Source organism: Mesorhizobium sp. A623 (genome assembly GCF_054489405.1).
In genome coordinates this window covers 382,404-401,669 of sequence record NZ_JBTMXB010000001.1, presented here as the reverse complement: position 1 = coordinate 401,669, position 19,266 = coordinate 382,404, and the positions used below count along the sequence as shown (strand labels likewise).

Below are 19,266 nucleotides of genomic sequence, written 5' to 3'. Positions count from 1 at the left end.
CGCGCTTTGGCAACTGGCAATCGCACGATCGTGCTGCTAGAAGGCTCTCGTTTTCAAGCTTGGAATTTCCAGCACAGGGATGAGGCCATGACCGCCCGATCCGCCGAAGTGAGCCGCAGGACCAAGGAAACCGATATTTCGGTTTCTCTCCATGTCGATGGTACCGGCAAGGCCGACATCGAAACCGGCGTCGGCTTCTTCGACCACATGCTCGACCAGCTTTCGCGCCATTCACTGATCGACATGACGATTCGGGCCAGGGGCGACCTGCATATCGACGATCACCACACCGTCGAGGACACCGGCATCGTCATCGGCCAGGCCCTGTCGAAGGCGCTCGGCGAGCGGCGCGGCATCATGCGCTATGCCTCCATCGACCTCGCCATGGACGAGACGCTGACCCGCGCCGCCATCGACGTGTCGGGACGGCCGTTCCTGGTCTGGGACGTTTCTTTCTCGGCGCCCAAGATCGGCTCGTTCGATACCGAACTGGTGCGCGAGTTCTTCCAGGCGCTGGCGCAGAACGCCGGCATCACGCTGCACGTCACCAACCATTACGGCTCGAACAACCACCATATCGCCGAAACCTGCTTCAAGGCGGTGGCGCGAGCATTGAGGGCGGCCCTTGAAACCGATCCGCGCCAGCCGCAAGCTGTCCCTTCCACCAAGGGTTCGCTGAAGGGATAGGCATGGCCATCTATGTCGTAATGGAGCCGCCGGGCCGTGCCCCTGATGCCGCCGCGACGGTTTTCGTTCGCGACGGGTTTTCCTGGGTGGCGTTTCTCGTGCCGCCGCTGTGGCTGCTCTGGCATCGGCTGTGGATCGAAGCGGTTCTCGCCTTTGTCGCCCTCGGCCTGCTTTCCGCGCTCGGTGAAGTGTCCGGCTTTGCGCTGATTGGCTCGTTGCTTGGCTTCCTTGTCATGCTCTTTATCGGGCTGGAGGGACCGGCGTTGCGCATTTCCGCGCTAACCCGGCGCGGCTGGAAGCAATGGGGCGTCGTCGTGGCGGACGATCTTGACGACGCCGATGCGCGCTATGCGCTCGACAAGGGCACGACGCTTCGCGAGCACGCCCCGGAGCCATCCATCGTGCCCGATCCGACCTTTGCCCGGCCCGCGCAGCAAGCTTCGCTCGGGCTGGTCCCTTTCTCCGGAAGACACTGAAATGCGCGTCGCCATCATCGACTACGGCTCGGGCAATCTGCGCTCAGTGACCAAGGCTTTCGAGCGTGCCGCGCGCGAAGCCGGCATTTCCGCCGAGATTGAACTGACCGCCGATGCCGAGCGGGTACGCTCCGCCGACCGCATCGTGCTGCCTGGCGTCGGCGCCTACGCCGACTGCGCCGCCGGCCTGCACGCGGTCGAAGGCATGTGGGAAGCGGTCGAGGAGGCCGCAATTGGGCGCGGAAAACCCTTCCTGGGTATCTGCGTCGGCATGCAGTTGATGTCTGAGCGCGGGCTGGAAAATACGGTCACCAACGGCTTCGGCTGGATTGCCGGCGATGTGAAGGAAATCGCGCCCGCCGATCCTGCCCTAAAGATCCCGCAGATCGGCTGGAACACGGTTCAACTGCGGCAAGAACATCCGGTTTTCGCCGGCATCCCGACCGGACCCGACGGGCTGCACGCCTATTTCGTCCACTCCTACCACCTGGATGCGCAAAAGCCGGATCAAGTGCTGGCCGTCGCCGATTATGGCGGGCCGGTGACTGCGGCGGTCGCGCGGGATAACCTTGTCGGCACGCAGTTCCATCCCGAAAAAAGCCAGGCGCTCGGCCAGGCGCTGATCGCCAATTTTCTAAGGTGGAAGCCATGATCCTTTTTCCCGCCATCGACCTCAAGGACGGCCAATGCGTGCGCCTCAAGCTTGGCGATATGGCGACCGCTACCGTCTACAACGACGACCCGGCGGCGCAGGCGAAAGCCTTCGAGGACCAGGGTTTTCAGTGGCTGCATGTCGTCGACCTCAATGGCGCGTTCAAGGGTGAAAGCGTCAATGGCGAGGCCGTGGACACCATCCTCAAGGCGACGAAGAACCCGGTGCAGCTTGGCGGGGGTATTCGTACGCTGGCCCATATCGAAAGCTGGCTGGCGCGCGGCCTTGCCCGCGTCATTCTCGGCACCATCGCGGTGCGCGATCCCGAACTGGTGATAGAAGCCTGCAAGGCGTTTCCCGGAAAAATCGCCGTCGGCATCGACGCCAAGGGCGGCAAGGTGGCTGTCGAAGGCTGGGCGGAAGCCTCTTCGCTGGGCGTGGTCGAACTGGCGCAAAAATTCGAAGGCGCGGGCGTTGCCGCCATCATCTACACCGATATCGACCGCGACGGCGTGCTGGCCGGCATCAACTGGGATTCGACCATCGATCTGGCCAATGCGGTGACGATCCCGGTCATTGCCTCCGGCGGGCTTGCTTCCATCGCCGATATCGTGCGCATGACCATGCCCGACGCACAAAAGCTCGAAGGCGCGATTTCCGGCCGCGCGCTGTATGATGGCCGCATCGATCCCACAGAGGCGCTTTCGATCCTGCGCGGCGAGACCAACCCGCCCACAGCCCTGTTCGAGGAGCGGTCATGACGCTTAAATTCCGTGTTATCCCCTGCCTCGACGTAAAGGACGGCCGCGTCGTCAAGGGCGTCAACTTCGTCGATCTCATCGACGCCGGCGATCCCGTCGAGATCGCGAAAGCCTATGATGCGGCAGGGGCCGACGAGCTTTGCTTCCTCGACATCACCGCCACATCCGAGAACCGCGAAACCATTTTCGACATCGTCGCCCGCACCGCGGAACAGTGCTTCATGCCGCTGACGGTCGGGGGGGGCGTGCGCGAGGTGGCGGATATCCGCAAGCTTTTGCTGGCCGGCGCCGACAAGGTGTCGATCAATACGGCAGCGGTGAAAAATCCTGATTTCGTCGCCGAGGCGGCGCAGAAATTCGGTAATCAGTGCATCGTCGTCGCCATCGACGCCAAGAAGGTTTCGGGAGAAGGCGAGACCGACCGCTGGGAAATTTTCACCCATGGCGGCCGTGAAAAAACCGGCATCGATGCGGTCGAATTCGCGCAAAAGATGGTCGGCCTGGGCGCGGGCGAAATCCTGCTGACCTCGATGGACCGCGACGGCACCAAGGCCGGCTACGACATTGCCCTTACGCGCGCTGTGGCGGATGCCGTGCGCGTGCCGGTCATCGCGTCGGGCGGTGTCGGCAACCTCGATCACATGGTGGAAGGCATTCGCGACGGCCATGCGACGGCGGTGCTGGCCGCTTCGATCTTCCATTTCGGCACCTATTCGATCGCCCAGGCGAAGCAGCATATGGCCAAGGCCGGCCTGCCCATGCGACTCGACAGCGCCGCGGTTCGGCCTTAAACGGCGGCATGGTCGATTTTTCGCTTTCCGATCTTGAGAAAATCATTCACGAGCGCGCCCATTCCGGCGATCCGGAATCGTGGACGGCGAAGCTTTATGCGCGCGGCATCGACAAGGCGGCGCAAAAGCTTGGCGAAGAGGCGGTCGAGACGGTGATCGCGGCCGTCAAGGGCGACAAGGACGGCCTCGTTTCCGAGAGCGCCGACCTGCTCTATCATTGGATGGTCGTGCTGGGCATCGCCGGCGTGCCGCTGAATGCGGTGCTTGACGAACTGGGGCAGCGTACCAGCCGCTCGGGCATTGCCGAGAAGGCTTCCCGGCAAAAGCCGGACTGAGTGCAAAGGGGGGCAGGAGACGCGATGGACCAGCTCGCTCCTACCGAGAAATATTCGCCCTATCTTTTCTTTTCCGCCGGGGAATGGGCAAAATTCCGCGCCGATACGCCGCTGACGCTGACCGAGGAAGAAATCCGCCGGCTGCGGTCGCTGAACGACCCTGTCGACCTGGAAGAGGTCAAGCGCATCTACCTGTCGATGTCGCGGCTGTTGTCGGCGCATGTCGAGGCAAGCCAACTCCTGTTTCGCCAGCGTCGCGATTTCTTCAATGTCGGCGATGTCGCCAAGACGCCGTTCATCATCGGCATTGCCGGTTCCGTCGCCGTCGGAAAATCGACCACCGCACGCGTGCTGAAGGAACTGCTGGCGCGCTGGCCATCCAGCCCCAAGGTCGATCTCGTCACCACCGACGGCTTTCTTTTGCCCAATGAAATCCTGCGCCGCGAAAACCTGATGGAGCGCAAGGGCTTTCCCGACAGCTACGATGTCGGGGCGCTGCTTCGGTTCCTGTCGGGCATCAAATCCGGCCAGCGCGCCATCCAGGCGCCGCTCTATTCGCACCTGACCTACGATGTCATGCCCGGCGCGTTTGCGACCATCGATCGGCCGGACATCCTGATCTTCGAAGGCATCAACGTACTGCAACCGGGCAAGCTGCCCCGCGACGGCAAGATCGTGCCGTTCCTGTCGGACTTCTTCGACTTCTCCATCTATATCGACGCTGACGAAGACCGCATCCACGACTGGTACATTGCGCGGTTCATGCGGTTGCGCGAAACCGCCTTCCGCAACCCGGACTCCTTCTTCCACCGCTATTCCCAGCTTTCGCAAGGGGCCGCCCAGGCCATTGCCGAGGGCTTGTGGTCCAACATCAACCTGAAGAATTTGCGCGAGAACATTTTGCCGACGCGCGCCCGCGCCGACCTCATCTTGCGCAAGGGCGCCGATCATCTGATCGAAGAAGTGGCGCTCAGGAAGCTGTGAGAGGACAAACTTGCCGCGCGAGACGCCGTTCAGTTTCTTAAAACGCTGGAAAGCCATGACAAGAAGCGAGCGCCATGAAGGGCACGAGCCTGTCGGCAAGCCGGCCGATGAACATCGTTTCCTGCTGGTACTGGTCATCCTGACAGCAGCTAATCTGATTTTCTTTGTCGCCGGCTTCGCAAGAGAGTTGGCGAACCGCAACGGGCTGCTGATCGACCCCGTCTCGCCGTTAGGGGGCGATTTCATCAATCTCTGGACTGCCGGCAAGCTGCTCGTGGCAGGAGCCGTCGGGACCATCTACGATCCGGCAGCCTTCAAGGCGTTTCAGCAGGGTTTCGTTCACGCCGATATTGGCGCTCGCCTTTGGGCCTATCCTCCACACTCGCTTCTTCTCACCTGGCCGTTCGGCCTTGTCGGCTATCTGACCGGTTTTGTGGCCTGGAGCGTCTTCGGCGTTGGCTTCCTGGCAGTGTGCGCGCGGCGGTTCGGTTTTGGCTGGCGAGAAGTGTTCGTTCTCGTTTGTTCCCCGGCGGCTCTTTCCTGCATTTACTACGGCCAGACGGGCAATTTCTTTACCGGGTTGATGCTACTGGCGCTCGCTCAACGCTCCCGGACCGATCCGTATTCGATCGTCGGCGCGGTCCTGCTGACCATCAAGCCGCAGACGGGCTTTCTCCTGCCCCTCATCTGGGGCTTCCAGCGGCGGTGGATGCTCATCCTCATCACGGCGGCAGTCGCCTGCTTCGTCCTGATCTTATCCGTCCTCGTTTTCGGCACGCAGGCATGGTCCGACTACCTCCATCTGACGATGCCGGAGCTTTCGAAACTGGAGCGGCACGGCAGGGGCCTCTTCATGGCCATGATCCCCTCCCTGTTCATGTCGCTTCGCTTGCTCGGCATGTCCGGCGACAGCGCATTGGCGGTGCATGGAGTGTTTGCGTTATTTGTGCTCGTCACCCTTGCATGGCGCCTTTCGCGGACGACGGACCACCAGGTTCAAAGCGCCCTGGTGCTGGTTGGGACCTGCCTTATCACCCCCTACATGCACGTTTACGACCTGTCGCTGCTATTGGCTGGCGGGCTCTTGATCCTTCGCGCCGGGCGAGCGCAATCCGGGGGCCGTTTCTATCTTGCAGCCGGCGCGGCCTTCATAAGCTGGTTCGCGCCGAATTTGCCGTTGCCGCTTGCCGAGAGCGGCTTTCCCATCATGCCCTTGCTTCTTCTCATCGTATTTTTCACGATTAGAGAAGCTGACCAGCCGGCTCTGTCACCCGCCGCAGCGTCAAATTGATGCGACCGCCGTTCTTCAGCAGCGGTGATGTCTGCGGATAAATCTTGTCGACGCCGTGGAAAACCAGCCGGCTTTCACCGCCCAGTATCACGACATCGCCGCTCTGCAGCCTGAAGGCTACCGTCTTGCCACCGCGCATTGTCTGGCCGACCCGAAACAGGCAATCGTCGCCCAGCGAGATCGAAACGACGGGCGCTGCGAATTCGGTCTCGTCGCGATCCTGATGCAGGCTCATTTTCGCCTCGCCGCCGTAGAAATTGACAAGGCAGGCCTGCGGCGGATGCGGATAGGCCGCCACATCGCGCCACAGTCGCATCAGCGCTTCCGGGATCGGCGGCCACGCCTCGCCGGTAACCGGATGGGTCGGCTGGTAGCGGTAGCCGCGCTCCTTGTCCGTCACCCAGCCGAGAGCGCCGCAATTGGTCATGCGCACGCTCATTTCCTTGCCGGTCCGGGGCATGGCGGGCGTGTAAAGCGGCGCTTGGCGGACCACGTCGCGGATCGCCTCCAGCAACTGCCGCTGTGCGTCGAGCGCCAGATAGCCCGGCATGTGGCGGACGCCCGCCGGCAATAAAAGCATGATCCCCATCCTGAACCGCGTGGCGCGGCACGATGGCAGCCGCCGGCAAAATTCGCCACCCGAAACCGTCAGTCCTCGCCGACGCGGCCACGCAGCTTTTTCACGGTGGAACGCCCGGCCTTGCTCTTCAACCGCCGCTCGACCGACCCTTTCGTCGGCCGTGTCTTCTTGCGCGGCGGCGGCGGCGGTTCGGCAGCCTTGGCGACGAGTTCCGTAAGCCGGGCGCGGGCGTCGGCACGGTTCTGTTCCTGCGTGCGGAAGCGTCCGGCCTCGATGACGATGACGCCGTCCTTGGTGGCGCGCTGCCCGGCAAGTTTTATGGTGCGTTCGCGCACGCGCTCCGACAGGCCCTGCGCATGCGCCGCGTCGAAACGCAATTGCACCGCCGTCGCGACCTTGTTGACGTTCTGGCCGCCAGGCCCCGACGAGCGGATGAAATCCTCGTGCAAATCATCCGGGCGGATGACCGCCCCTTCGGCAATGACGATGTCTTCGTCGGCACTCATATCTGACGCCACATGCTGGACTGTGTGGGCCAAGCCCTTAGCGTTTTCCGCCGGCCTTGACGATCCCCGAACAGTGGTTCCAACTTTCGGGAGATATGCGTCAGGCGATCTTGGTCGAGGCGATGTCCGCTTCGCGGCCGCGATTGGCTTCGGCCTCATGGTCGATCGTATTGCGCATGAGCATCAAATTGCCCATGAACTCCACGCCGCTGGCCATCGAATCCATGACGACCCGCGCGGTCTCGTTGACGCCGACCGCATTCCCGACCAGCGCCGTCTCCGGCGGCAATTCGATGATGCCGAGCGTCGTCATGGTCTTGTAGGCCTGGCTGAGATGCAGGCACGACCACTTCATCGACATGGTGAGCGGGCATTTCATGTAGAGCGTCGGCTGCGTGTGCCAGATCTTCAGGCCGTTCTGATCCTCCAGCGTGAAGTGAAGATCGACCTGGTTGTTGAGGCGAAATTCCTGATGGAAAATCGTCTGCGCCACGGCTTCGCACCCTGCCAGCAGTCCGTCGATATCGACCGATGCCAGCGCCTGGCTGATTTCGACGGGTTCGCGCCGCCCCTGATACCGGACGACCAGCTGCGGCTGCTCGCCTTGCAAGACCTTGGTGTCGAGGATCGACAAACTGTAAGAACTGGCGGTTCCAGGCATCGGCTTCTCCGGAGTCGAAACAAACCCCGACTCCTCTGCGGCAAGCATACAGCATCCGGCCACGGCGGCAATGCGACCCATCCGTCTGACAGCGCCGGCTCAATCAGTCGTTGAAGAAGCGGCCTTCCTTGACCTCGGCCGCGTAGCCGGCGCGGATGGCGAAATCGCCGAAATGCTCACCCGGCAAACGCTCGCCGGCGAAATGCGCGATTACTTTCTCGAGATATTCGAGAATGATCTTCTCGCCCACATTCTCCAGCACCATCTTGTTCAGGCGCTGGCCGTGGAAGCCGCCGCCCAGATAGAGATTGTATTTTCCCGGCGCGCGCCCGGTCAGCGCGATCTCGGCGATGTAGGGCCGCGAGCAGCCATTGGGGCAGCCGGTCATGCGGATGGTGATCGGCTCCTCGGACAGTTTATGCGCGGCCAGAATAACATCGATCCTGGTGATGAGATCCGGCAAATAGCGTTCGCTCTCCGCCATCGCCAGCCCGCAGGTCGGAAAGGCGACGCAGGCCATGGAATTGAGCCGCAGCCCGCTGCCGGCGTTGAGACCGTCGAGCCGATATTCCTTCAAGAGCGCTTCGATGGCTGGCCTATCCTCGGCCGCCACGTCGGCAATGATGAGGTTCTGGTTCGGCGTAACCCGGAACATGCCCTTGTGGATTTTCGCGACGGCGCGCAAGCCGTCGAGCAAAGGCTTATCCGGGAAATTGCTGACGCGCCCGTTCTGGATGAACAGCGTATGATGCCAACGCCCATCCTCGCCTTGCGTCCAGCCGATTGGGTCGCCGTTCGAGGTGAAGGCGTAGGGCCGCGCCGGCGCCAGCGCAAACCCTAGCTGCGCCTCGATCTCCGCCTTGATGAAATCGAGGCCCTTGTCGTCGATGGTGTATTTGAAACGAGCGCGGGCGCGATCGAGCCGGTCGCCATAGTCGCGCTGCACCTTCATGGTGGCGTCGCACATTTCCAGCACCTTGTCGGCCGGCAAAAAGCCGATAACGCTGGCGAGCCTTGGATACGTCTTGGGCGCCTGGTCGGTGCGGCCCATGCCGCCGCCGATGGCGACGTTGAAACCTGCAATCTTGCCATCCTCGATAATGGCGATGAAGCCCAGATCCTGCGCATAGACGTCGATGTCGTTGATCGGCGGAATGACGAAGCCGATCTTGAACTTTCGCGGCATGTAGGTCTTGCCGTAGAGTGGTTCTTCGGGGCCGCTGACGGGCTTGCGTTCCTCGCCGTACCAGATTTCGTCGTAGGCGCGGGTCTTGGGAATGGCGTGGTCGCTGGCCTTTTGCGCCAGCGCGTGGATTTGCGCGTGCAATGCTGAAAGCTGCGGATTGATCGAGGCCATGACGCCGCGCGAATCGTCGCCGCAGGCGGCCCTGGTATCGAGCAACACGTCGTGCAGGCCCTGAATGAGGGAGCGCAAATTCTTCTTGTGGATGTAGTGGAACTGGAAGGTCTGGCGCGTGGTCAGCCGAAGCGAATTGCCGCCATAGGCGCGGCCCAGTTCGTCCAGTTTCAGCCATTGGCCCGGCGAAAGCACGCCGCCCGGCAGGCGCACGCGCACCATGAAGCGATAGGCCGGCTCCAGCTTCTGGCGGCGGCGCTCGTCGCGGATGTCGCGGTCGTCCTGCTGGTAGACGCCATGGAATTTCATCAGCTTGATGTCGGTGCCGGGAACTGCCGCCGTCAGTTCGGCGTCAAGCCCGGCCGCGATGGTGCCGCGCAACTGGTCGCTGTTGGCCTTCAACGTCTCGTCCGGCCCTAGCTTGTCCAAGGGCTGCGAAACGTCACGGCTGCGATCTACTTCAAGCACGCTCATAAGAACCTCAATAGACGTCGATCTGGTAGCGATGGTCGTTCTTCAGCGTGGCGAGATAATCGCCGGCGGCAGCGCTGCTGCGCGCGCCCTGCTGTTCCACGATGGCGGCCAGCGCCGAATGCACGTCCGGAGCCAGCCTGGCGCCGTCGCCGCAGACATAGACATGCGCGCCCTCCTCCAGCCACGCATAGACGTCGCGCGCCTGTTCGGCGAGGCGGTGCTGAACGTAGGTTTTCGTGGCGGCGTCGCGGGAGAAGGCGACATTCATGCGCGAAAGAACACCGTCCTTCCGCAGTTCCTGCCATTCGGTCTGGTAGAGGAAATCGCTGTCGAAATTGCGCTCGCCAAAGAACAGCCAGGATTTTCCGGACGCTCCCCTCGCCTCGCGCTCCTGCAGGAAGGCGCGGTAGGGCGCAACACCGGTGCCGGCGCCAATCATGATGATCGGCTTGTCGTCGTCGGGCAGGCGGAAATGCGGATTGGCCTGAATATAGACCGGGATCGCGGCATTCGGCGCGGCGCGGCTGGCGAAATGGCCGGAGGCGACGCCTTCGCGCGGTTCGCCATGCAGATCGTAGCGCACCGTGCTGACCGTCAGATGCGCCTCGTCCGGCGCGTTGCTGAGGCTTGAGGCAATCGAATAAAGGCGCGGCTGCAGCGGACGCAGGCCGGCGGCAAACGTTTGCGCATCGACGCCCGTGACGGGAAAACGCCTGACGATATCAATGATATGACGATCGCGGAGAAAGGTTTTGCGCGCTTCGGCATTTTCCGCGCCGCGCAAGGCTTGCAGTTCCTTGGCCTCGCTCACGCCCGCCCAATGGTCGAGGAAACGCGGCGTGGCGGCCGTGATTTCAAGCGTATCGACCAGCGCCTCGCCGAGCGTCGTTGCCTGTTCCTTGATCGTCAGGGGCGCACCGGCATCCAACGACAGCGCTCCAAGCAAGGCCTCGACCAGCGCCGGATCGTTGCGCGGCATCATGCCAAGCGCATCGCCGGGCTCGAAGGTCAGCCCGGAACCGGCCAGCGACAATTCGATATGCCGCGTCTCCTTGCTGGAACCGCTGCCGGTCAGGACAAAATTGTCGATGACGGTCGCGGCGAACGGATTTTTCTTGTCGAACGCGGCTATGGCACCGGGCGTCGCGGCAGCGGCTTGTGCCGGCACGCCCGCCTGCGCGGAAGCCGGCGCAAGCAGTTCAAGCGCGGCCCTGGTCCACGCCACAGCGGGCTCGTCATAATCGACATCGCAATCGATGCGCTCGGCAAGGCGTTCAGCGCCCAATTCCTCCAAGCGGGCGTCGAGCCGCTTGCCCGCGCCGCAATAATGTTCGTAGGTGGAATCGCCCAGCGCCAGAACGGCAAAGCGCACGCCTTCCAGGCGCGGTGCCTTGCGTCCCTCGACGAATTCGAAGAAGCCGACGGCCGAAAGCGGCGCATCGCCCTCGCCATGGGTGCTGATGACGATCAGCAAATCCTGCTCATCCTTGAGCTTTCGCGGCTTGTAGTCGACCACATCGACCACGGTCGGCGACCCGCCTTGCGCGCGGGAAGCCTCGGCAAGAGCCTTGGCGACACCGGCGCTGTTGCCCGTTTCGCCGGCATAAAGGATGGTCAGCGTGCGCGACGCGACGGCAACGGGAGCAGCCACGGCCGGCTCGCTCAAGCGCAGCGGGATCGCGGTTTCGCCGTGCAGCGCACGCGCATGATCGATGCCGGCGAAATAGCCGCTGATCCACAGTGCCTGCCCCGGTTTCAGCGTGGTCGCCAACCCGTTCAGGCGCTCCCACTGTTCTGCGGAAAACCCAGGTCCGGGAAATTCTAGTGCCGTCATCTGATCGCTTCCTCCGGGCTCAAAGCGCGGTGCGTTTCATCTGGTTAGGCAGGTTTTTCAATTGCTTGGAAGGCGCGCTCTAACCGCTGCGGCGCGACCTTTGCATCGCAGGTTAGAGCGTTTCAAATGAATGATATTGCTAGATACCAATAATAAATTTGCACTGAGAAAATGTTGAAACGCCCATCCTAAAGGCTGGCGAAAGCACGAAACGATCCTTCCAGGAATGGCTGAGACCGTGGTTGAAACGTGCGATTTTGCGAGTACATTTTTTTGTCGGGGCAGCGGCCAAATCGGCCGATGCTACGCGGGACGACGGCCTCCGAACGACAATTCCATGCGGAATTCGGGCTACCGCCGAGAATGAGTGCCCCGACGTAGGCGGCTCAGCCTCTCACTCCGGCAAGCCTAGCCGAGCGAGAACGGCCACCGTGAGGCGCTCGCACCGCTTGCCGGCGAAGGGAAACGCATCGAGCATGACCGGGCCGATCTGTTCGTCCAGGCATCTGCGGATAAGCTTGCGGGCGCGGTGCAATCGGGTCTTCACCGTCTCGGGCTTGATGCCCAGCAGATCGGCCGTCTCGTCTATGCTCAAGCCTTCGATGACACGGGCGACGAACACCGTTCGGTAGAGGTCGGGAAGACCATCGGTTGCTCGCTCCACGATTTGCAGGATTTGCCTTTGCGCCATCGTACGCTCCGGATCGTTGGTGTTTGCATTGAGGGGGAATCGAATGATCTTGGCCTGCAGCACGGGATCATCGGACATCGACACTTCGACGGCCCGGCGCTTCTTGCGCAGCCGTCCGAGCGCCTCGTTGATGACGATGCGCGAAAGCCAGGTGGAGAGCGTGGAATCGCCGCGAAAACTGCCCAGATGCGTGAATGCCTTGACATAGCCTTCCTGGACGATGTCTTCGGCCTCGCTGTCGTTGCGCACCACGCCGCGCGCCAGCCGGTAGAGCCGCTGGTTATGCGCTTTCATGATCGCTCTGAATGCACCGCCGTCGCGCGCCAGCGCCCTGCGCACGAGTTCCGCATCGCCCTGAGGCAGGGCAATCGCGGTGGCACTGTTTGCAGCATCGACCATATCATTACTCCCGGGGCCAGGACCTACACCCACGATAGGATGCCGTCCAAGATTAAAGGTTCCCGAAAGGGAGAAGAAAGAGCGTAGGTTCGAAGCCACCGGATGGAACCTTTTCGAACCTGGCGCATCAGATTGGGCAACAGGCCTTGACCTGCGAGGATCGCCAACCAACCCAGGGAGAGCATGAATGGCCACGCATGACACTCAGGATACCGGCCCCGACCTGACCGGCGGCATTCCCGTTTCCGCTTTCGGCCGCCGAAACCTGCTTCTGGGCCATGTCGGCGACGAGCCGGTCGTGCTGGCGCGCGTGGGCGACGAGATTTTGGCGGTGGCAGCCACCTGCACGCATTACAGCGGGCCGCTGGCACAGGGCCTCGTCGTCGGCGATACAATCCGCTGCCCCTGGCACCACGCCTGTTTCAGCCTGCGTACCGGCGAGGCGCTCGGCGCGCCGGCTTTCGACCCCTTGGCGAAATGGAAGGTGGAGCACAGGGACGGAAAGGTCTTCGTCACCGGCAAGGCGGAAAAACAGGACGCTAGCTCCTCACGGCGCGACACCGCAAAAGACCCCAAAAGGATCGTCATTGTCGGGGGCGGCGCTGCCGGCTTCGCGGCAGCCGAAATGCTGCGACGGCGCGGCTTCGACGGGGAACTGACCATGTTCAGTTCCGACGAGGACGCACCCTACGACCGCCCCAACCTATCCAAGGACTATCTGGCTGGAGCCGCCGAAGAGGCCTGGATGCCCCTGCGTTCGCCCGATTTTTATGCCGACAACAGGATCGACCTGCACCTGCGCACCACCGTCTCCGGCATCGATGCCAAGGCCGGAAGCGTCGCCACCGACGACGGGCGCTCCGTTTCCTTCGACCGCCTTCTTCTGGCGACCGGCGCCGAACCGGTGCGCCTTAAAATTCCGGGGGCCGAGCGCGGCCATGTGTTTACCCTGCGGTCGATGGCGGACAGCCGCGCCATCATCGAGCGGGCGAAGGACGCGAAAACGGCGGTCGTGCTGGGTGCCGGCTTCATCGGCCTCGAAGTCGCGGCATCGTTGCGCGAACGAGGCATCCGCGTGCATGTCGTGACGCAGGATGCCCGCCCTTTCGAGACGGTTCTCGGCCCCGACCTCGGCGACTTCATCCGTTCCGTCCACGAAGAACACGGCGTCGAATTCCACCTGAACACCACCATTGCCACCGTCCATGACGACAAGGTGCTGCTGGCCAATGGCCGCGAACTCGACGCCGACCTCGTCGTCATCGGCGTCGGGGTACGCCCGCGCGTGGTGTTGGCGGAAAAGGCGGGTCTTGTCACCGACCGCGGCATCGTCGTCGACGAATATCTGGAAACGAGCGTGCCAGGCATCTTTGCCGCCGGCGACGCCGCCCGCTGGCACGATCGCAACAGCGGCGAACGCCGGCGCGTCGAGCACTGGGTCGTGGCCGAGCGACAGGGACAGGCGGCGGCCGACAACATGCTCGGCGTGCGCCGGGCTTTCCTCGATACCCCGTTCTTCTGGAGCGCGCATTACGACACGACCATCCGCTATGTCGGCCATGCGCAGGCATGGGATGCGATCGAGATCGACTGCAGCCTTGCCGCCCGCGATTGCGCGGTGACTTACAAAAAGGGCGGCAAAACCGTCGCGGTCGCCACGATAGGACGCGATGTGCAGGCGCTCGAGTGCGGAGCCTCGCTGGAGGCCGCGCATCGGGGATAGGCCTTTGCCACATACCCATCCCGGCGCGCGGATGAAAGCGCACGTCACCCGGTCGGCGTTGCAGCGTTGCGACATCGGTTGACGCCTCGCGCCCTTTTCCATGTCCTTATTTCGTGCATTGTGCCGCAAACGAACGACTGCCTGCGAGGTGGCGTGCCAATTTGCAGAGGAAATTGCCGTGACGATTGGCTGGAACGACCTGACGAAAGACGAACAGACCGCGCTCAAGCGCATGAACCGCGGTCCCTATCCCGAGCTTGATGCCGAGATGGCGCAGCGGCTGATTGAGCTTGGCCTGGCTGAAGACCGGCCTCGCGGTGTCGGCATCAACCGCACCGGGCGCGACCTCGTCATCACGACGCTGCTTGCCGCGCGCGACAATGTGAGCGGCTAGACCACCACTTCCTTCAAGCCGCGCAGAGCGTGCATGACGTCCGGCCGCGCGCTGCTTGCCTCCGGATAGATCGCATAGGCTGGATAGGTGAACTCAGGCGCGCCTTCCACGATCTCCAACTCGCCGCTTGCGATATGAGGTGCGACCGCGCCGCGCCGGAAATAGCCCATGCCGCCCGCCCGCAGAATATAGCTCAGGCCGAGCGGCCCCAGCCCAACCAGCAGCCCCGGCTCGCCGAAGGCGGCGGAACTGACATCATGCTGCGCGGCAAACAGCGGCCCCCAGTCGACATAGACATAGTCGTCGGCGTCCGCCGTCTCGGTCTCGCTACGCCGGGTTTTCACCAGAACCAGTTGCTCTTCCTGAAGCAGTTCCACCCTGAAGCCGGGCAGCAGCTTGGGCGCATAAAGCACCGCGACGTCGAGCACGCCGGTCCTCAATTGGTCGATCAGCTGGTCCGGCACGCCGACATGCGCGTGGATGGCGATTTCGGGCTGGGCTTTCTTCATCCAGACCAGCCAGTCCAGCAGCAGCGGATTCCACAGGCTCAGTTCGCCGCCGAGCGCCACCACGCTTGTTCGGCCGGCGGGAATTGCCAGTTGATGCCGCGCGCGCTCCCATATCTGCACGAGGGATTGCGCGAAGCGCTCGAACTCCCGGCCTGCCGGCGTCAGATGGGCGCCATTGCGGTTGCGCACGAACAACTGGCGGCCCAACTCGTCCTCCAGCGTGCGGATGCGGGCGCTGACCGTGGTCTGGGTAACATGCAGGCGGTCCGCTGCGCGCATGAAACTGCCGGAATGAACGATTTCAAGAAACGTGCGGGCGCGGTCGATGTCCAAGGCTGCCTCCTGGTTTAATGCAATAATATTGCACCAATAGAGCATTTAATTCCGTTTGCCTTCTTCTTTCAAGCGGGTCACCCTTTGCGGCACACAAAGCAATGGCCGCACAAGCCGCAGGACAGCGCAAGCGATGTCTGACGAGAACGATTCACAACCAAAACCGCAGGAATACGCGTCGCCGCCCTGCTTCATGCACGAACTCGATGCCGGCGTCATGGCCAAGCCCAGCCTGCAGGACGGCTGGGCCGACGTTGCCCGCTGGCGCAAGGCGGAACGGAAGCGGTTGCTCGGCGCGCGGCTTGCGATGACCCCACAGGCCCGCCAAGCGAGTTCCGAGCGCATCGCCGCAACCCTCGACCGCACCATAGGCAAGGTCAGCGGCCGCATCGTCGGGAGTTATTGGCCCTTTCGCGGCGAGCCGGACCTGCGCAACTGGTCGATCCGCGTCGTCGAACGCGGCGGCCGGATAGCGCTACCCGTCGTCATCCGGAAAGGCTGGCCGCTCGAATTCAGGGTGTGGTCGCCGGGCGAACCGCTGGAGCGTGGGATCTGGGACATTCTTGTCCCCTCGCGCGGCCCCTCCGTCCAGCCCGACGTGGTGATCGCGCCGCTGGTGGGCTTCGATGAGGCGAATTACCGCCTCGGTTATGGCGGCGGCTTTTTCGACCGAACCCTTGCGGTGCTGCCGAGACGAGCCTTCGTCGTGGGCGTGGGCTTTGCCGCCGCACAGGTCCAAACCATCTACCCGCAACCCCACGACATCCCGATGGACGTAATCGTCACGGACAAATGAAGATCCCATAGGCAAGGCCGCGTTCCCCCTTGCAACGACAATCGGCCGTTCAGCACCGGAACCGTAGCACACCTAAAACAAGAGGCAGGGCACGACATGTCGATTTCCACAACCGTCCCGGTAGATCACAAGCCAAGTTTCATCAACCGCTGGATGTTCTCGACCAATCACAAGGATATCGGAACGCTTTATCTGATCTTTTCGATGATGGCCGGCATCCTGGGCACCGCGTTGTCGGTGCTGATCCGGATGGAGCTTCAGGAACCCGGGCTGCAGCTGTTCGGCGACCCCGCCGTCTACAACGTCGTGCTCACCTCGCACGGCCTGGTGATGATCTTCTACGTCATCATGCCGGCGATGATCGGCGGCTTCGGCAACTGGTTCGTGCCGATCATGATCGGCGCGCCCGACATGGCCTTCCCGCGCCTGAACAACATCTCGTTCTGGCTGCTGGTGGTGTCGTTCGTGCTGTTTATCACCTCGCTGTTCGTGCCGGGTGCGCCGGGCGTGAACGGTCACGGCGGCGGCTGGACCATGTATCCGCCCTTCGCGGAATCCGGCCAGCCCGGCCCGGCGGTCGATCTCGTCATCTTCGCCATTCACCTGTCGGGCGCTTCGTCCATCCTAGGCGCGATCAATTTCATCACCACCATCTTCAACATGCGCGCGCCCGGCATGACGATGCACAAGATGCCGCTGTTTGCGTGGTCGATGCTGGTCACGGCCTTCATGCTCTTGATGGCGCTGCCGGTGCTTGCAGGCGCCATCACCATGGTGCTGACGGACCGCAATTTCGGCACCACCTTCTTCATCCCCGACGGCGGCGGCGATCCGATCCTTTATCAGCATCTGTTCTGGTTCTTCGGCCATCCGGAGGTCTACATCATGATCCTGCCGGGCTTCGGCATCGTCAGCCACGTCATCTCGACCTTCTCCAAGAAGCCGATCTTCGGCTATCTGGGCATGGCCTACGCCATGGTGGCGATCGGCCTGATAGGCTTCGTGGTGTGGGCGCACCATATGTTCACGGTCGGCCTGACGGTCGATACGCAACGCTATTTCGCCTTTGCCTCGATGGTCATCGCGGTGCCGACCGGGGTGAAAGTGTTCTCCTGGCTCGCCACGATGTGGGGCGGATCGATCACCTTCAAGACGCCGATGCTGTGGGCGACGGGCTTCGTGCTTCTGTTCACCATCGGCGGCGTCACCGGCGTCGTCATCGCCAATCCCGGCGTCGACCGCATGATGCACGACACCTACTATGTCGTCGCCCACTTCCACTACGTACTGTCGCTGGGTGCGGCTTTCGCCATCTTCGCCGGTTTCTACTACTGGTTCCCGAAGATGACCGGCTACATGTACAATGAAGCGCTGGGCAAGCTGCATTTCTGGCTGATGTTCGTCGGGGTAAATCTCGTTTTCTTCCCGCAGCACTTCCTCGGCATGGCCGGCATGCCGCGCCGCTACGCGGACTATCCCGATGCCTTTGCCGGCTGGAACTTCGTCTCCTCGATCGGTTCCTACATTTCCACCGTCGGCCTGCTCGTCTTCTTCATCATGATAGCGGAGGCGTTCGCTCGTAAGCGCGTGGCCGGGGCCAATCCCTGGGGCGTCGGGGCAACGACGCTGGAATGGACGCTCCCGTCGCCGCCGCCCTACCACCAGTTCTCTTCGTTGCCGCGTATCCCGTAACGCGTTTCATGGCGAACGAAAAAGCCCGGCGACAGCCGGGCTTTTTGTTGAGCAAAGAACAGGCTCAGTCGAAGCGATCTCCGATCAGACGGGACCAGGATTCGCCCGCATAACCGTTGAAGAAGGCCCTGCCGCTCACGAACGGCTCCACCAGCGTCGGGTCCTGCGCATGGACGGCGGTCGAGCAGGTATGAAGAAACATGAAGCCGCGGCCGAGCATGGCTTCCAGCAGGGCAGGCATCGTGCGGCCGCGCAACGCCACCATGCCGCGCTCGCCGGCATGAACGAGCAGGCTGTCGATTACCGCGCCGGCCTGGCCGGGTGCCGACAATATCTGCATGACGCGGCCGATCCGGCCTGGGTCGCCATGATAGACGAACATCCCGACCGGATGGCCGTCGCGCCCCGTTACCATCCGGCGCACCATGGTTCCGTAAAGCGACTTCTGCCCCGACTCGATCACCCTGTAGCGAAGGCCGGCGGCGCTCCACAATGGCCTGGTCGTGAAATTTTCCGTCAATTGCGCGATCAGCGCGGCTGCCGCATCGTCGTCTATAGCCTCGCTTGCAAGCGCCCTCGCGGGCAGTTTGTGGCCGACATTGAACCATCGCGGCTCAGCAGTGCTGCGCCGGATCAACGCATCGACGGGCCGGGCCAGCGGTGCAAGCAGGCGCGCCGGACCGGCCGCATAGGCGGCCAGTTCCACCGTCAGGCCAACCGGCCTGATGATACGAAGCCATTCGAGGCTGTAGGACGGTAAAATGACAGCGTTAAGCTTGCGCAGCATGGCCGTCGAAACGTGATTGGCGGTTTCGGTCAGCGAGATGTCCTGCGGGCCGGCAAGAAAGGCCCGCATCAGCCGCGCACCGGCAAAGGGATCGTCGGCACGGTCCGCCATCAGCGCCACGGCGATGGCGCCGCGCACCCGCCTGCCCTCGATCAGCATCGGCAAGGGCAGCGCGCCGATGAACCCGGAAACGGCACCGCTTTTTCCGACATGGACCTGGGAATTTATCTCAGAGTCGTGGTCCGGCCCATCGAGAAAGAGGCTTGAAAGATAGGCCTCAAGTGCTGGCGTGGCTGGTCGGCGCGAGTTCCGCAAAAGCCGCTGAAACAGGCTGGCTACGGTCGCAATATCCGCTTTTTCAAACTGCCGAATTTCACCCATGCGCGATTGCCGGGTTCCCCGGCAGTTCTCCCCCCGTGCTTTCCAGAGCCCGACAAGCCGTCGCCGGCCTGACCGTACCCGTGTAGAAAGCCTGCTTCTCCCTCCTCGCTGATACCGTATTTGCGCGGAGGTTGCATCGAATTTCAGCCTTAACCTTACTCACCCGTTCCTG

20 protein-coding genes are annotated in these 19,266 nt (G+C 62.7%); 12 read left to right on the top strand and 8 right to left on the bottom strand.

The genetic code is table 11. The features are described 5' to 3' along the window. Positions 1-87 precede the first annotated feature (87 nt). Genes hisB through ACX3P1_RS02005 form a run of 8 tightly spaced genes read left to right on the top strand, consistent with a single transcriptional unit; the run spans position 88 to position 5,977 of the window. Entirely contained in the window at positions 88-687 is a 600-nt protein-coding gene (gene hisB / locus ACX3P1_RS02040) for an imidazoleglycerol-phosphate dehydratase HisB (RefSeq protein WP_459077851.1), read from the top strand. 2 nt (positions 688-689) lie between these two features. Next, positions 690-1,163, top strand: coding sequence for a DUF2628 domain-containing protein (locus tag ACX3P1_RS02035; protein WP_459077850.1), 474 nt, complete (start codon positions 690-692; stop codon positions 1,161-1,163). 1 nt (position 1,164) lies between these two features. Beyond that, the gene (gene hisH, locus ACX3P1_RS02030; protein ID WP_459077849.1) at positions 1,165-1,815 is read left to right on the top strand and encodes an imidazole glycerol phosphate synthase subunit HisH; all 651 of its coding nucleotides are present in this window, start codon (positions 1,165-1,167) and stop codon (positions 1,813-1,815) included. Next, a complete protein-coding gene (hisA, locus tag ACX3P1_RS02025) occupies positions 1,812-2,576 on the top strand; it encodes a 1-(5-phosphoribosyl)-5-[(5-phosphoribosylamino)methylideneamino]imidazole-4-carboxamide isomerase (protein ID WP_459077848.1) in 765 nt (254 codons plus the stop codon). The genes hisH and hisA overlap by 4 nt, the downstream gene beginning before the upstream one ends. Next, positions 2,573-3,367 carry an imidazole glycerol phosphate synthase subunit HisF gene (gene hisF / locus ACX3P1_RS02020; protein WP_459077847.1) on the top strand — a complete coding sequence of 265 codons (795 nt, stop codon included), beginning with the start codon at positions 2,573-2,575 and terminating at the stop codon, positions 3,365-3,367. Before hisA ends, hisF begins: the two co-directional genes overlap by 4 nt. Positions 3,368-3,375: 8 nt before the next feature. After that, a complete protein-coding gene (locus ACX3P1_RS02015) occupies positions 3,376-3,702 on the top strand; it encodes a phosphoribosyl-ATP diphosphatase (RefSeq protein WP_459077846.1) in 327 nt (108 codons plus the stop codon). Positions 3,703-3,726: 24 nt separating this feature from the next. Continuing rightward, positions 3,727-4,686 (top strand): type I pantothenate kinase, encoded by a 960-nt coding sequence (coaA, locus tag ACX3P1_RS02010; RefSeq protein WP_459077845.1) that lies wholly within the window; start codon positions 3,727-3,729, stop codon positions 4,684-4,686. Between the two features lie 55 nt (positions 4,687-4,741). Continuing rightward, on the top strand, positions 4,742-5,977 hold the full coding sequence (locus ACX3P1_RS02005) for a glycosyltransferase family 87 protein (protein WP_459077844.1): 1,236 nt from the start codon (positions 4,742-4,744) through the stop codon (positions 5,975-5,977). On the opposite strand, the gene ACX3P1_RS02000 is transcribed toward ACX3P1_RS02005, so the two are convergent. The 6 genes from ACX3P1_RS02000 to ACX3P1_RS01975 all read right to left on the bottom strand — a co-directional run bounded on the left by ACX3P1_RS02000 (position 5,928) and on the right by ACX3P1_RS01975 (position 12,479). Continuing rightward, positions 5,928-6,557, bottom strand: coding sequence for an alpha-ketoglutarate-dependent dioxygenase AlkB family protein (locus tag ACX3P1_RS02000; RefSeq protein ID WP_459077843.1), 630 nt, complete (start codon positions 6,555-6,557; stop codon positions 5,928-5,930). The two genes, ACX3P1_RS02005 and ACX3P1_RS02000, sit on opposite strands and share 50 nt — an antisense overlap. 68 nt (positions 6,558-6,625) lie before the next feature. Continuing rightward, complete coding sequence (arfB, locus tag ACX3P1_RS01995; RefSeq protein ID WP_459077842.1) at positions 6,626-7,063, bottom strand: alternative ribosome rescue aminoacyl-tRNA hydrolase ArfB; 438 nt, start codon at positions 7,061-7,063, stop codon at positions 6,626-6,628. Positions 7,064-7,163: 100 nt separating this feature from the next. Beyond that, complete coding sequence (locus ACX3P1_RS01990; RefSeq protein ID WP_459077841.1) at positions 7,164-7,724, bottom strand: hypothetical protein; 561 nt, start codon at positions 7,722-7,724, stop codon at positions 7,164-7,166. Positions 7,725-7,827: 103 nt separating this feature from the next. Further along, a complete protein-coding gene (locus tag ACX3P1_RS01985) occupies positions 7,828-9,555 on the bottom strand; it encodes an NADPH-dependent assimilatory sulfite reductase hemoprotein subunit (RefSeq protein WP_459077840.1) in 1,728 nt (575 codons plus the stop codon). Between the two features lie 7 nt (positions 9,556-9,562). Continuing rightward, on the bottom strand, positions 9,563-11,389 hold the full coding sequence (locus ACX3P1_RS01980; protein ID WP_459077839.1) for an assimilatory sulfite reductase (NADPH) flavoprotein subunit: 1,827 nt from the start codon (positions 11,387-11,389) through the stop codon (positions 9,563-9,565). 394 nt (positions 11,390-11,783) lie between these two features. Continuing rightward, the gene (locus ACX3P1_RS01975; protein ID WP_459077838.1) at positions 11,784-12,479 is read right to left on the bottom strand and encodes an RNA polymerase sigma factor; all 696 of its coding nucleotides are present in this window, start codon (positions 12,477-12,479) and stop codon (positions 11,784-11,786) included. A gap of 187 nt (positions 12,480-12,666) precedes the next feature. On the opposite strand from ACX3P1_RS01975, the gene ACX3P1_RS01970 reads away from it, so the two are divergent. Next, on the top strand, positions 12,667-14,202 hold the full coding sequence (locus ACX3P1_RS01970; protein WP_459077837.1) for an FAD-dependent oxidoreductase: 1,536 nt from the start codon (positions 12,667-12,669) through the stop codon (positions 14,200-14,202). 178 nt (positions 14,203-14,380) lie between these two features. Further along, positions 14,381-14,596 (top strand): hypothetical protein, encoded by a 216-nt coding sequence (locus ACX3P1_RS01965; protein WP_459077836.1) that lies wholly within the window; start codon positions 14,381-14,383, stop codon positions 14,594-14,596. On the opposite strand, the gene ACX3P1_RS01960 is transcribed toward ACX3P1_RS01965, so the two are convergent. Next, positions 14,593-15,438: a LysR family transcriptional regulator gene (locus ACX3P1_RS01960; RefSeq protein WP_459077835.1), complete on the bottom strand. Its 846-nt coding sequence runs from the start codon at positions 15,436-15,438 to the stop codon at positions 14,593-14,595. The two genes, ACX3P1_RS01965 and ACX3P1_RS01960, sit on opposite strands and share 4 nt — an antisense overlap. A gap of 133 nt (positions 15,439-15,571) precedes the next feature. Between ACX3P1_RS01960 and ACX3P1_RS01955 the strand changes: the two genes are divergently transcribed. Beyond that, the gene (locus tag ACX3P1_RS01955; protein WP_459077834.1) at positions 15,572-16,234 is read left to right on the top strand and encodes a 5-formyltetrahydrofolate cyclo-ligase; all 663 of its coding nucleotides are present in this window, start codon (positions 15,572-15,574) and stop codon (positions 16,232-16,234) included. Between the two features lie 96 nt (positions 16,235-16,330). Beyond that, complete coding sequence (gene ctaD, locus ACX3P1_RS01950; protein WP_459077833.1) at positions 16,331-17,926, top strand: cytochrome c oxidase subunit I; 1,596 nt, start codon at positions 16,331-16,333, stop codon at positions 17,924-17,926. A gap of 64 nt (positions 17,927-17,990) precedes the next feature. Here ctaD and ACX3P1_RS01945 read toward each other — a convergent pair whose 3' ends face one another. Continuing rightward, positions 17,991-19,094: a hypothetical protein gene (locus ACX3P1_RS01945; RefSeq protein ID WP_459077832.1), complete on the bottom strand. Its 1,104-nt coding sequence runs from the start codon at positions 19,092-19,094 to the stop codon at positions 17,991-17,993. Positions 19,095-19,266 lie beyond the last annotated feature (172 nt).